Below are 12,090 nucleotides of genomic sequence, written 5' to 3'. Positions count from 1 at the left end.
TGGCTAGAGAGTAGGGAACGGAGCCTGGCGGTAGCGCAGGCGTCCATGCCTCCATGACGTAGCTGGGCGGCGGAAGGGATAATGTTTTTGAAAAAATATTTGGATTCGCCTGCCGCCGGGGCATCCGGCAACCGCTGAAATCAGCTCAGCAAGACGATGCCGCCTGGCAGGCTGGTCATTTGCGCGCCCGTCAAGTCGCGTATCATCGCCAGCGCGCCATCCATCTGGCGGATGGAAAAGCGCATGCGCACGAGGCGGCGGCCCAGTTCGGCATTGCGCAGCAGCACGCGGCCGGGCCGGTAGCGGTTGATTTCATCGACCACCTGGGACAGCGGCTTGCCGGCGAATGACAGCGCGCCCGTGCGCCAGGCGCTGGCCTCCTCGGCCGGCGCGGCCGTGGCCGCCTGCACGTCCCGCTCGTCGTAGACCAGCTGCTGCCCCGCATCGAGAGTCAGGCGCCGCTGCTGCCAGACCACCTCCACGGCGCCCGCCAGGCAGGTGACGCAGACGGCGTCGTCCGTGTGGCGCACATTGAAGCGGGCCGACTGCGCCAATAAACGCCCCGCGCCCGCCAGCACCGACACGGGCTGGCGCGCGCCGCTGGCGAGGATTTCCGCTTCGCCGCCCAGCAGTTCGATCGCTTCCGGCGCCCGCACATCGATGCGCGTCTGCGTATTCATCTGCACCGTCATCTGCCGCGACAGGGCCAGTTGCCGCTGTTCGCCCGTGCCCGTGCGGTAGTCGGCATTCAATTCCTGCAAGGATGGCCAGGCGCTCAGCGGCGGACGCAGGGCCAGCACGGCCACGCCGGCCGCCAGCGCGCCGCCGAGGAAGGCGCGCCGCCCGGGACGGAGGGGAAACGCCAGCACGTTCGCCTGCGGCGGCGCGGCGGCGGCGCGGGTCAAGGCGGGGTCGAGCGCCTGCCACACCTGCCTGAGTTCGCGCCAGGCGCGCGCATGCGCGGGGCTGCGCGCGCACCAGGCGCGCAAGGCGTCGGCGTCGGCCTGCGTGAAATCGTCGGCACGCAAGCGTGCCCACCAGGCGGCGGCTTCCCGGCCGATGGCAGTGTCGTCATGTTCAACTAGGTCGCGTGGATCGCGGTCGGGAGCGGTCATGGGATTCATCAATATTTACGGCGGCCCGACACATCGCTGCGCTGGGCCGCATCGGCGTCGGCCATGCACGTTTTACAGTGTTGCATGGCGGCCTGCAATTCTTTCTTCACCATCGCCACGGAAATGCCGAAGCGCTCGGCGATCTCCGCATTGAGCATGCCGTCGATGCGCGCCGCCGTCAGGATGGCGCGGCGGCGCGGCGACAGGCCCGCCAGGGCCGCGTCGAGCGCCTGCACGTCGAGCCGCGCCGAGACGATGCGGGCCGGGTCGCTGATGTCGTCGCCGGCCTCGTCGGCCATGTGCATCAGCTCTTCGCGTTCGCGCTCGGTGACGATGATGCGGTCGCGGCGGTAGGCGTCGGTGGCGATATTGGCCGCCATGCGCAGCAAATAGGCGTCGGGATTGTGGACGGGCGCGGCGGCGGGACCGGGCGCCACCATCGCTTCGAGGCGCAGCCAGGTTTCCTGCAGCGCATCGGCCGCATGGTGCTTGCAGCCGACCACGCGCTCGAGGCGCCAGCGCAGCACGGCGTAGCGCGAACTGAGGTGGCGTTTGAGCTTGGTGCGCAGGTCGGGCATGCTCATGGCGCGGAGATTCCCTGCGCGCCGGCGGCGCAATCGGCTTCGCTGCCCGGCCCTTGCGGCAGCAGCAGGATGGAGACGGGCTGCGGCATCGACGGCAGCGGCGCCGCGCCCACGCGCATGCCCAGCACCACGCGCGCGATCGCCGTGTCGCGCGCGCGCAAGCCCGTGCTGTCGAGCAGGTGCACGCGGTCCACCACGCCGGCGCGGTTCAGATACAGCTGCAGCGCCAGGCGGTAGCCGCCGGGGCGCGTCTGCGCGGCGCGGCACAGCAATCCCAGCAGCACGTGCTGCAGCCGGCCCACATAGGCCGCATGGTCGCCGCCGTCCTGCGTGGCGCCCGGGATGTCGACGGCGGCCACGACGGCGGCAGGCGGCAGGTCCGCGGCGGCGGCTGAAGCCGCGGCCGGGGCATACACGATGACGGCTTGCGCGTCGGACAGGCGCGATTGCAGCCCCGTTCCTTCCAGCAAGACTTGCAGGGCCGCGCCCGCCGCATAGGGGCCGCGCACGGCGGCCGACTGGCGCCGCGCGTAGCGCTGGTCCATCAGCACGGCGATGCCCGTGCGGCGGCTGTACAGGTCGAGCGCATCGCCGAGGTGTTGCGCGGCGATATCGAACTGCAGCACGGCGCCGTCGGCCGGCTGCGCCCGCGCGGGCCCCACCGTGGCCAGGAAGCCCAGCAGCACCAGGCATCCGGCCAGCGCAAGCACATGGACGGATGCCGGGCTGCCTGTCATATCGCTCTCTTGTCGCTATCGTGTGAGGAGGGAAACAGGACGCAGGACGGTGTTTCAAATGAAGCATCCTTGCGTCAACTGCAACAGACTACACAGCAAACATGACGGCTTCGTGACATGCTTGTCACCAATAAATTTCGTCATGCGGGACGCCGGGAACAGGCTGGATTTCGGCTACACTGGCTGTCACTTTCCCTTTCAGACGCCTGATGATCGAAAAGAATCTGCCCGAGCTGGTCATGCTGAAGCGCCTCATCGACGAAGGCGGCAGCCACCTGGAAGTGGCCGCGCCCTGCAGCATCGCCATGGATGGGCGCGAATTTCCCGTGTATTCGATCGCCATGGGCAATCCCAGCCCCGACGTACCCGTGCTGGGCTTTTTCGGCGGCATCCACGGCCTCGAACGCATCGGCACGCAGGTACTGCTCTCTTTCCTGGAAAGCCTGGTCGCGCGCCTGCGCTGGGACGCCACCCTGCACCAGCAGCTGGAAACCATGCGCCTCGTCTTCATGCCGCTGGTCAATCCGGGCGGCATGTGGCAAGCCACGCGCTGCAATCCGCAGGGAGTGGACCTGATGCGCAACGCGCCGCTGAGCGCGCGCGAAAAAGTGCCCTTCATGCTGGGCGGTCAGCGCTACAGCCCCCGCCTGCCCTGGTACCGGGGCGCGGCGGACGGCCCGATGGAGCGGGAAAGCCAGGCCGTGTGCGATCTCGTCGGGCGCGAATTGCTGTCGCGCCAGTTCAGCATCGCCCTCGATTGCCATTCCGGCTTCGGCTTGCGCGACCGCATCTGGTTTCCGCACGCCCACACCAAGGTGCCGATCGAACACCTGGCCGAGATCGGCGCGCTGGAAGAGCTGTTCAGCCAGAGCTACCCCAACCACAACTATGTGTTCGAGCCGCAAAGCCGGCAATACCGCACGCATGGCGACCTGTGGGACTATCTGTACCTGAACGGCACCAGCTACACGGGCCGCGTGTTCCTGCCCCTTACCCTGGAAATGGGCTCGTGGCTGTGGGTCAAGAAAAATCCGCGCCAGCTGTTCAACCGGGTCAGCATCTTCAACCCCACGGCCGCGCACCGCTTGCAGCGCGTGCTGCGGCGGCACCTGGTGTGGTTCGATTTCCTCATGCGCGCCGCCAGCAGCCACGGCCGCTGGATGCCGGAAGGCTTGCTGCGCAAGGCGCAGCGCCGGCGCGCCCTGGCGCAATGGTACGAATCATGACGACGCCCACCTGGATTTTATTGCGCGGCCTGATGCGCGAACAGCGCCACTGGGGCAGCTTCCCCGCCACCCTGGCGCGCGCCCTGCCCGGCGCCCGCATCGTCACGCCCGACCTGCCCGGCAACGGCACGCGCCACGACGAAGACAGCGCCACCCGCGTGGCCGTCATGGTGGAAGACTTCCGCCAGCACTTGCTGGCGCGCGGCATCCCCGCGCCATACCACTTGCTGGCCCTGTCCCTGGGCGGCATGGTGGCCGTCGAATGGGGTCACCGCTATCCGCAGGAAATCGCCCGCTGCGTGCTCATCAACACCAGCATGCGGCCGTTCAGTCCGTTTTACCGGCGCCTGCGCTGGCAAAACTTCGGCACCCTGCTGCGCCAGCTGCTGGCCGGCGACCAGCGCAGCCAGGAAAGTCTGATCTTGCGCCTGACGAGCCGCCGGCATGCGGGCGGCAACCCCGCGCTGCTGGCCGACTGGCTCAGTTACCAGCAGGAATACCCGGTCAGCCGGCGCAATGCGCTGCGCCAGTTGCTGTCGGCCGCCCGCTACCGCGCCCCGGCAATCCGCCCGCCCATGCCCGTGCTGGTGATGGCCGGCGCGCAAGACCGGCTGGTCGACCACCGCTGCTCGCAGCGCCTGGCGCGCGCCTGGCAAGCCGATTGCCTGATCCACGGCGAGGCCGGGCACGACTTGCCGCTCGACGAAGGCGAATGGGTGGCGCGGTCGGTGGCGCGCTGGCTGGGGGTGACAGAGGCAGACGATAACAAGATAAACACAGCACAATCAATATGCATATAAGCAACCATACTGACCAGCTGGCAGCGCTGGTAGAGGCCGGCGTGCAGGAGCGGATTTTCCCGGGCGCGGCCTGGGCCGTGGGCACCGTCGATCACGGCGTGGCGGGCGCGGCCGGGCGGCTCACGCCCGAGCCAGCCAGCGCCGCGATGCAGCTCGACACCCTGTTCGACATCGCGTCGCTGACCAAGATCGTCAGCGTCTGGGCGCTGACGGGCCGGCTGCTGAAGCAGGAACGCCTGGCCCTGGACAGCCGGCTGGCCGAGGTGCTGCCCGGCACGGTAGGATACGCGCTGGCGCCCGTCACGATTTTCCAGCTGCTCACGCATACGGCCGGCCTGCCGCTGCGCGCCCGCCTGCGCGCCAGCTATGGCGAGGTGTACGACGATATCGTGCGCGGCGTGCTGCGCGAGCCGCTGGAAGGCATACCAGGCCAGGCGGTCGACTACACGGACCGCGCGGCCCTGATCCTCGGCCTGGTCATCGAACGGCTGCTGGGCATGCCCCTGGACCAGGCCCTGGAACAGCATGTGCTGCGGCCGCTGGGCATGGCCGCCACGGGCTACGGCCCGCTGGCGCCACGTTCCGGACAGCTGGTTGCGCCGACCGAGTATTGCGAACAGGCGGGCGCCCACCTTGCCGGCGTGACGCATGATTTTTCGACGCGGCTGCTGGGCGGCGTATGCGGCATTTCCGGGCTGTTTTCCAACGTGCCCGACCTGCAGCGCTTCCTGCAGGCAATGCTGGCGCAGGAGCGGCATGCCGAGGTGTTCGATGCCGGCTGGGTGCGTGATTCGCTGACGGTGCAAACGGGTTCCCTGAACCCGTCGCGCGGCCTGTTCTGGCACCCGGCGGCAGGCACGGAGCCGCACGATGACGTCTGGTGCCATCAGGGGTTCACCGGTACCGCCATGTGGCTCAGCCCCCGGCGCGGCCGCTATGCGGTGCTGCTGACGAACAAGCTGTACTACACGCGCGATTCCGCCCGGATCAACGCGCTGCGGCACGCTTTCATGCGCTGCGCCTTCGGGCTCTGAACCCGCGGCTGGCGCACGCGCAGGCGTCTGGCCGGATCGCCGGCCGAAATCCGCAGCCGTGCCTGAGCCAGCGCGACAGCACGCCCCTCCCCCTTTCCTGACACCCCCCCATCCAGCGGTTTACTACCCTATCCGGCGCTCCAGCAGGTCCTTGTTGTATTAAGAATTTAGCGATGTGCTTTAAGACCAGTCCTATTTTTCCTCCCTTTCCCGCTCGGTATATTTGAAGTCGCCCATTGGGAAAAATACAATATTTCGATGAGCGCTAGCCGCTGATGCATCAAGCCACACCGGTGCCATACCAGGCAGCGGAATGGCTAGGCGGCAAGTCGCGTTATTGGCTACCACAACAATTACCTATAACCAAAGAGGGTGCAATGTTACTCAACGAAAAAAAACTCGTCGTACTGGTCCGGCTCGCAATGGCGACAGCCGCCGGTTTCAGCATCGCGGGGCAGGTACAGGCGCAGCAAGCAGGTGCGGATGTTCCCGCCATCCAGGCGGACGCGACGGACGCGGCGGACAAAGCCTCCACGCAGAAGGTCTATGTCACGGGCTCGAACGTGCGGCGCATCGAACTGGAATCAGCCTCTCCCGTGCAGATCATCACGCGCGAAGAACTGACGCGCGGCGGCGCCACGTCCCTCAACGAGGTGCTGCGCACGATTTCAGCAAATATGGGGGGCGTCAATGAAAACAAGACCAACGGTTTCACGGCCGGTGCCGCCGGCATGAACCTGCGCGGCCTCGGCAGCCAGGCGACCTTGATGCTGATCAACGGCCGCCGGCTGGCGGCGTACGCGCAACCGGACTTCCAGACCACCTTTGTCGACATCAACTCCATCCCCGTCGGTGCCGTCGAGCGCATTGAAATCCTGAAGGATGGCGCCTCGGCGATCTACGGTTCCGAAGCGATAGCCGGTGTGATCAACATCATCCTGCGCAGCAGTTACGAAGGACTGGAACTGAGCGCTTCGCTGGGCCAGTCCAGCCGCAGCGATGGCGAAACGCAGCGCGCCAACATCACCTTCGGCAAAGGCAGCCTGGTCAAGGACCACTTCAATGCCTATGCCACACTCGATGTGCGCACGCGTAAGGAAGCGTATCTGCACAAGCGCGACGCGTACCTGGGCACGGAAGATTTGCGCGCCTGGGGCTACAAGGATAACCGCACGCTCTACACCTACCCTGGCAACCTTTTCTGGACCGACAAGGCGACTGGCCGGTATGTGATGCGCACCTTGGACAGTCAATGTCCGGCGGACCGTCTGGTGCCGGCGTCGGGGATTCTGGAAAAAAATGCAATGGGGCAGGCCTGCGTCTTCGACAATTTGAAGGATAGCACCATCAACGCTGGCGGCAAGACGGACCGCATCGGCCTGATCAGCAGGATTACCTGGCAGGCAAACGCCAGCACCACCGTATTCGGCGAGTTGATGTTGAACCGGAATACGGCAACCGTGACCGGCATACCGCACTGGCTTGCCGGGCAAAATAACCAGCCCACTCTCGACCTGCCCATTACCCATCCGCAATACCCGAAAGAACTGATCGGCCCTGACGGCAAGACCCTGGCCGGTGGCAATGGCACGGTACGCGTGCGTGCATCATTGCGTGACTTCCCTTCCCAGGGCATGAAGAATACAACCGATTTCAGCCGTTACCTGGCAGGCGCCAAAGGCGACTACAAGAGCTGGGATTGGGAAACAGCCATCCTTTTCACTGGCAGCAAAGTCCAATCGCACAACAGTAGCGCGATCCTCACCACGCCCTTCATCAGTGCCTACCACGATGGACGCTTTATCTTTGGCGGCGGCAGCGCCAACGAAGCGCTGTTCCGTACGATAACGACCAGCGCCGACAGCACATTCAAATCGTCCCTGGCGCAAATCGATGCCAAGATCTCCGGCGAATTGTTCACGCTGCCCGCGGGCGCCGTGGGTGTGGCACTGGGGACGGAATTCCGGCGCGAATCGCTGACCACCTCGCCCGACGCCCGCGCCATTGCCAATGAGCTCTATCATCAGGCACAATCGCCCCCTGGCATCTCGAACAACCGCCATGTCTCTTCCGTGTATGGCGAGGCCACCATTCCACTGCTGAAAAATCTGGAAGCCGGCCTGGCGGCAAGGCATGACCGTTACTCGGACTATGGCAGCTCGACGACGCCAAAGGTGGGCTTGAAATGGTCGGTCACGCCAGCGTTCCTGGTACGCGGCACGTATGCGAAAGGCTTCCGCGCGCCCACGCTGGTAGAAAACTCGACCGATGTACGCAATGCCTATTTGTCGTACAAGGATACGGCCCGCTGCAATGCCAGATTTACCCTGGGCTGCGATAGCAACTCTCCATATCGCAGCGGCGCCAACAAGGATCTCAAACCGGAGACGGCGAAAAACCTCACCTTGGGCATCGCCTGGGAACCCAGCAGCTCGTTCCTGACGACGCTCGATGTGTGGCAGATTGAGCGCAATAATGAAATTTCCACCCTGGCCCTGTCGAAGGTGCTCGCTGACCCGGCACGCTACGCCAACAATCCTGCCGTGGCCATCGTGCGTGAACCGCTTACGGCTGACGACCAACTGGCCGGGGCCACCGCAGGCCAAGTCAAATCCATCACCATGCTTCTGACCAACGTGGCAATGACGCAAGTACGCGGCCTGGACTTGAAGATGGTGGGCAGGCTCAACCTCGGCGAATACGGCACCCTGCATCCGCAACTGAACCTGAGCCATACCTACTCGTTCAGGACAGCGCCATCGGCAAATGAAGAACTGATCCAGTATGCCGGTGTCGCGGGAACGCCTACCGTGCAGGGAAATCTGGGCCTGGGCTGGAGAAAAGCCGCCTACAACCTGTCGGCCGACGTGGAATTTATCGGCAAGATGTCTTCTTTTGAAGACCGCACCGAACCATGCAAACTGGCAACAGAAGGCTATCCCGCCTTGTGCAAGGGCATTGCCTCGTTCACCGTCTTCAATCTGGGGGGCAGCTACTCCGGCGTCAAGAACACCAAGCTGAGTTTTGCGGTGCGCAATGCCTTTGACCGGAAACCGCCATTCTATCCGCATTATGGCAATAACTTCATTTCTGGCCTGCATGGATCAATGGGACGCTACTTCCAATTGACTGCCGATTACGCCTTCAAGTAAGCCAAGGATCAAGCCGTGCCAGCTTCTCTGGCGCGGCCCTGCTTGCCATATGTACTCTGATTAGCCAGAGCGCTGTCCCATTCATGATGGAGATATAAGTGAAATACACCCCCACTCTTACCCTACTCGCCTTGCTGCTTGCCGGCGCTGGCATGCATACCGGTCTGGCCCACGCCGACGAGACGATTCCCATTGCGGATTTTTTCAAGAAAAGCGAATTTAGCGGCAGCCCCGTGCTATCGCCCGACGGGCTGAATCTTGCCGTGCTCACGCCCCGCAACGGACGTTTCGTGCTGGCCATTATCAACCTCGAGACGCGCGCTTCCACCGTCGTGGCCTCCGATCCGGACTGGGATGTCACCAGTCCGCTGTGGGTGAACAACCAGCGCCTTGTGTTCAGCATCAGCAAGGGCAGCAGCGAAGTGATGGAAAAACAGACGGGCGGCGGCTTGTTTGCCGTCAACCGCGACGGCAGCGCTTTCCGCATCCTGGTAGCCAGCGTCAAGGACGCCATGAGCACCGGCAAGCCCTACAAACCGGTACAGGTATTGAAGCGGGTTGGCGACGGCAGCAACGATTTGATTGTCTCCAATAACGAGCGCGGCAGCGGGGCCGACCTGGGCGCCAGCGACGTTTTTCGCATGGACACGACCACTGGCCGCAAGACCTTGTTGACATTTGATAATCCCGGCGCCGTCAGCGACTGGCTGCTCGATCATGACAATGTGATCCGGGTGGCCTCGGCCATGAGCGTGGAAGATGGCAGCAAGCGCATCAAGCAGACCGTGTATTACCGCGAAGAAGACAAGGCGCCGTGGAAACCCATCTACCAAGCCTATTCCACTGAAGGCAAAACCATGAATCCGCTGGGCTTCGATTTCGACAACAAGACCTTGTTTGTCGCCGGCCGCTTCAACGGCCGCGACAAGGCGGGCGTCCACATCTGGGATTTCTCCGGCAATAAGGCCGGGGATTTAATTGCCGAGGATACACTAGTCGATGTCAATAACGGCTTGCTGTTCGACTATGCGCGCAAGAAAATCATCGGCGTGCAGGTGGATGGCATGAAGCCGACGAAGCACTACTTCGATCCGGAATATGCACGCCTGCAGGCGTCGCTGAACGCCAGCTTGCCCAACGAAGAGGTCAATTTCCAATGGCGTGGCGACCACGCGGTTGTCAGTGCCACAGGTGTGAATAATGTGGGCAAGCTGTATTTGTTCAACACGCGCAAAAAAACCTTGGAGCCTTTGTACAGTGTGAAGCCCATTCTGGATGGCAAGAAACTTTCGGAACAGAAAGTAATCTCTTACCAGGCACGCGACGGACTGAATATACCGGCCTATCTCACCTTGCCGCAAGGCCGCGCGCCCAAGGCCCTGCCGCTGGTCGCCTACATCCATGGCGGACCGCACTCGCGCGACCATTTTCAGTACGATCCCTTGACCCAAATGCTGGCCTCGCGCGGCTATGCCGTGCTGCAGCCGCAATTTCGCATGTCGACCGGTTTTGGCTGGAAACACCACACGGCGGGCTGGAAGCAATGGGGCCTGAGCATGCAGGACGACATCACGGACGGCATCGAGGAGCTGGTCAGGCAGGGCATCGTCGACCGCAAGCGCGTGTGCATCATCGGCGCCAGTTACGGCGGCTACGCCACCATGTACGGCCTGGTGAAAAACCCCGACCTGTACCAATGCGGCATCAACTGGATCGGCGTCACCGACGTCAAGATGCTGTTTACCGTCAATTGGTCCGATATGTCCGGCCCGGTCATGGATGACATGGGTGCCAAGATGCACGGCGATCCGAAGACCGACGACGCGTATTTCCAAAAAGTTTCGGCCATCGGCAATGCCGCCAGGATCAAAGCGCCCGTGCTGATGGCCTACGGCAGCGAGGACATGCGCGTGCCCCTGATTCACGGCGAGAAAATGCGCGACCAGTTGCGCAAGCAAGGTAATACCGTCGAGTGGATGGTGATGACGGGCGAGGGCCATGGCTGGGCCAAGGAAAGCAACCGGATTCTGTGGGGCGAGACCGTATTCCGCTTCATCGACCGTTATATCGGCCCGGGAACGGCACGCTAGCCGGGCAAACTGGCCGGTCCGTCATGACGTCCAGCCTGGGCGGGGCGGCGCTTTTCAGAACAGTCCGATTCTCCGCTGAAATCGCCGTCCCTATACTTATTCCATCTTAATCCGCCGGGAAAAATGCCATGAGCGCCACCGTGTATGCCATTCCTTCCATCACGGTGTGCCAGCGCCTGCCCTTGCGCCTCACCGTGCCCGGCGCCGTGCCGCAGGAACGCAAACAGCATCCGCAAGCGCTCAAGCGATATGCCCCGGCACGGCCCAGCGATGCCGACGTTGTCCATGCGATATGCACGGGCGAGGGCCTGCGCGTGCTCTACCAGCCACAGTATGACCTGCACAGCAGGCGCATCGTCAGCGCGGAAGCACTGCTGCGCTGGCGGCACCCACGGTATGGCGACGTGTCGCCGGCGGTGCTGATTCCCATGGTCAACCGGCTCGGTCTGCATATGCAGCTATTCGACCGGGTCGTCAAGGAGGTCATCGATGTGCTGCGGCACCTGCGCCGTCAAGGTGCCGACGTGCCGGTTGCCGTCAACGCCTCGATCGATACCGTGTGCGCGCCCGGCATGGCAGATATGCTTGCCACAAGAATGTGGGATGCCTGCCTGCCGACGCGGCTGCTGAAAGTCGAAGTCACCGAAGACTTGCCTGTCCTCGATGAACTGTGCCTGTCGGGCTGCCTCAACACGCTGCGGGCGAAGGGATTTCCCCTGTCGCTCGACGACTTCGGCGCCGGTTCCGCCACCTTCAACGTCCTGTTCAAGATGCCTTTCGATGAAGTCAAGATCGACGGCGCCTTTATTCGCGACATGGAAACCAATAGCCATTCGCATGCCATCGTCGCCACCCTCGTTGCCCTGGCACACAGGCTCAATCTGAAACTGGTGGCCGAAGGCATCGAAAACGAATCCGTGCTGGCCGCATTGCTGGGCATCGGCTGCCGCATCGGCCAGGGCTATGCGCTGGCACGCCCGATGGAGCGCGAGCAATTCCTCCAGGGTCAACTGGCCAAGCCTGGAAGCATGGCGGTAAAGGCGCAATGACATGACCATCATGCAGCAACTGATACCGCATTCCCAGGCCGCCAACCCCATGGAAGCCGAAACACCGGCCCAGGGGCATGGTGCCACGGCGCTGGTCGAACGCCTGCTCGCCTACATGGGGCTGCGTAATGACGCCTGCCTGGCGCGCGAGCTGGGTGTGCCGCCCTTCGCGATCAGCAAGCTGAGAAAAGGGAACTCCGCAGTCGATACCGACATGCTGATACGCATGCACGAGGCATCGGGCCTGCCCATCGGCGAGCTCAGGGCACTCACGAACTCCCGGCACTGATCGCTGACGAGCGG

The 12,090-nt window shown here is 63.6% G+C and carries 10 protein-coding genes; 7 read left to right on the top strand and 3 right to left on the bottom strand.

Features of this window, described 5'->3' with window-relative positions; genetic code table 11:
- Positions 1 to 140: 140 nt before the first annotated feature.
- The 3 genes from AC07VH_RS00735 to AC07VH_RS00725 are packed head-to-tail and all read right to left on the bottom strand — an operon-like array spanning position 141 to position 2,436.
- Positions 141 to 1,115 (bottom strand): FecR family protein, encoded by a 975-nt coding sequence (locus AC07VH_RS00735; protein ID WP_494786419.1) that lies wholly within the window; start codon positions 1,113 to 1,115, stop codon positions 141 to 143.
- 8 nt (positions 1,116 to 1,123) lie between these two features.
- Positions 1,124 to 1,699, bottom strand: a complete 576-nt coding sequence (locus AC07VH_RS00730) for an RNA polymerase sigma factor (RefSeq protein WP_230521842.1) — start codon at positions 1,697 to 1,699, stop codon at positions 1,124 to 1,126.
- Positions 1,696 to 2,436 carry a hypothetical protein gene (locus AC07VH_RS00725; protein ID WP_494786418.1) on the bottom strand — a complete coding sequence of 247 codons (741 nt, stop codon included), beginning with the start codon at positions 2,434 to 2,436 and terminating at the stop codon, positions 1,696 to 1,698. Before AC07VH_RS00725 ends, AC07VH_RS00730 begins: the two co-directional genes overlap by 4 nt.
- Positions 2,437 to 2,645: 209 nt before the next feature.
- Here AC07VH_RS00725 and AC07VH_RS00720 point away from each other — a divergent pair, with 209 nt between their 5' ends.
- The 7 genes from AC07VH_RS00720 to AC07VH_RS00690 all read left to right on the top strand — a co-directional run bounded on the left by AC07VH_RS00720 (position 2,646) and on the right by AC07VH_RS00690 (position 12,076).
- A complete protein-coding gene (locus AC07VH_RS00720) occupies positions 2,646 to 3,662 on the top strand; it encodes a M14 family zinc carboxypeptidase (protein ID WP_494786417.1) in 1,017 nt (338 codons plus the stop codon).
- A complete protein-coding gene (locus tag AC07VH_RS00715; RefSeq protein ID WP_494786416.1) occupies positions 3,659 to 4,462 on the top strand; it encodes an alpha/beta fold hydrolase in 804 nt (267 codons plus the stop codon). The genes AC07VH_RS00720 and AC07VH_RS00715 overlap by 4 nt, the downstream gene beginning before the upstream one ends.
- Positions 4,453 to 5,496, top strand: coding sequence for a serine hydrolase domain-containing protein (locus AC07VH_RS00710; protein WP_494786415.1), 1,044 nt, complete (start codon positions 4,453 to 4,455; stop codon positions 5,494 to 5,496). The genes AC07VH_RS00715 and AC07VH_RS00710 overlap by 10 nt, the downstream gene beginning before the upstream one ends.
- Before the next feature lie 377 nt (positions 5,497 to 5,873).
- Positions 5,874 to 8,648 carry a TonB-dependent receptor gene (locus AC07VH_RS00705; protein ID WP_494786414.1) on the top strand — a complete coding sequence of 925 codons (2,775 nt, stop codon included), beginning with the start codon at positions 5,874 to 5,876 and terminating at the stop codon, positions 8,646 to 8,648.
- Positions 8,649 to 8,800: 152 nt separating this feature from the next.
- Complete coding sequence (locus AC07VH_RS00700) at positions 8,801 to 10,738, top strand: S9 family peptidase (protein ID WP_494786413.1); 1,938 nt, start codon at positions 8,801 to 8,803, stop codon at positions 10,736 to 10,738.
- A gap of 128 nt (positions 10,739 to 10,866) precedes the next feature.
- Positions 10,867 to 11,787, top strand: coding sequence for an EAL domain-containing protein (locus AC07VH_RS00695; RefSeq protein WP_494786412.1), 921 nt, complete (start codon positions 10,867 to 10,869; stop codon positions 11,785 to 11,787).
- A gap of 1 nt (position 11,788) precedes the next feature.
- Positions 11,789 to 12,076, top strand: coding sequence for a helix-turn-helix domain-containing protein (locus tag AC07VH_RS00690; RefSeq protein ID WP_475417913.1), 288 nt, complete (start codon positions 11,789 to 11,791; stop codon positions 12,074 to 12,076).
- Positions 12,077 to 12,090 lie beyond the last annotated feature (14 nt).

This window comes from Janthinobacterium sp. GW821-FHT03C10 (genome assembly GCF_059420865.1).
This window is presented reverse-complemented; position numbering and strand designations above follow the sequence as displayed.

Bases quoted from the DNA above. Each gene is read 5' to 3' on its own strand.
- AC07VH_RS00735 (WP_494786419.1), bottom strand. From the start codon at position 1,115: ATGACCGCTCCCGACCGCGATCCACGCGACCTAGTTGAACATGACGAC.
- AC07VH_RS00730 (WP_230521842.1), bottom strand. From the start codon at position 1,699: ATGAGCATGCCCGACCTGCGCACCAAGCTCAAACGCCACCTCAGTTCG.
- AC07VH_RS00725 (WP_494786418.1), bottom strand. From the start codon at position 2,436: ATGACAGGCAGCCCGGCATCCGTCCATGTGCTTGCGCTGGCCGGATGC.
- AC07VH_RS00720 (WP_494786417.1), top strand. From the start codon at position 2,646: ATGATCGAAAAGAATCTGCCCGAGCTGGTCATGCTGAAGCGCCTCATC.
- AC07VH_RS00715 (WP_494786416.1), top strand. From the start codon at position 3,659: ATGACGACGCCCACCTGGATTTTATTGCGCGGCCTGATGCGCGAACAG.
- AC07VH_RS00710 (WP_494786415.1), top strand. From the start codon at position 4,453: ATGCATATAAGCAACCATACTGACCAGCTGGCAGCGCTGGTAGAGGCC.
- AC07VH_RS00705 (WP_494786414.1), top strand. From the start codon at position 5,874: ATGTTACTCAACGAAAAAAAACTCGTCGTACTGGTCCGGCTCGCAATG.
- AC07VH_RS00700 (WP_494786413.1), top strand. From the start codon at position 8,801: ATGCATACCGGTCTGGCCCACGCCGACGAGACGATTCCCATTGCGGAT.
- AC07VH_RS00695 (WP_494786412.1), top strand. From the start codon at position 10,867: ATGAGCGCCACCGTGTATGCCATTCCTTCCATCACGGTGTGCCAGCGC.
- AC07VH_RS00690 (WP_475417913.1), top strand. From the start codon at position 11,789: ATGACCATCATGCAGCAACTGATACCGCATTCCCAGGCCGCCAACCCC.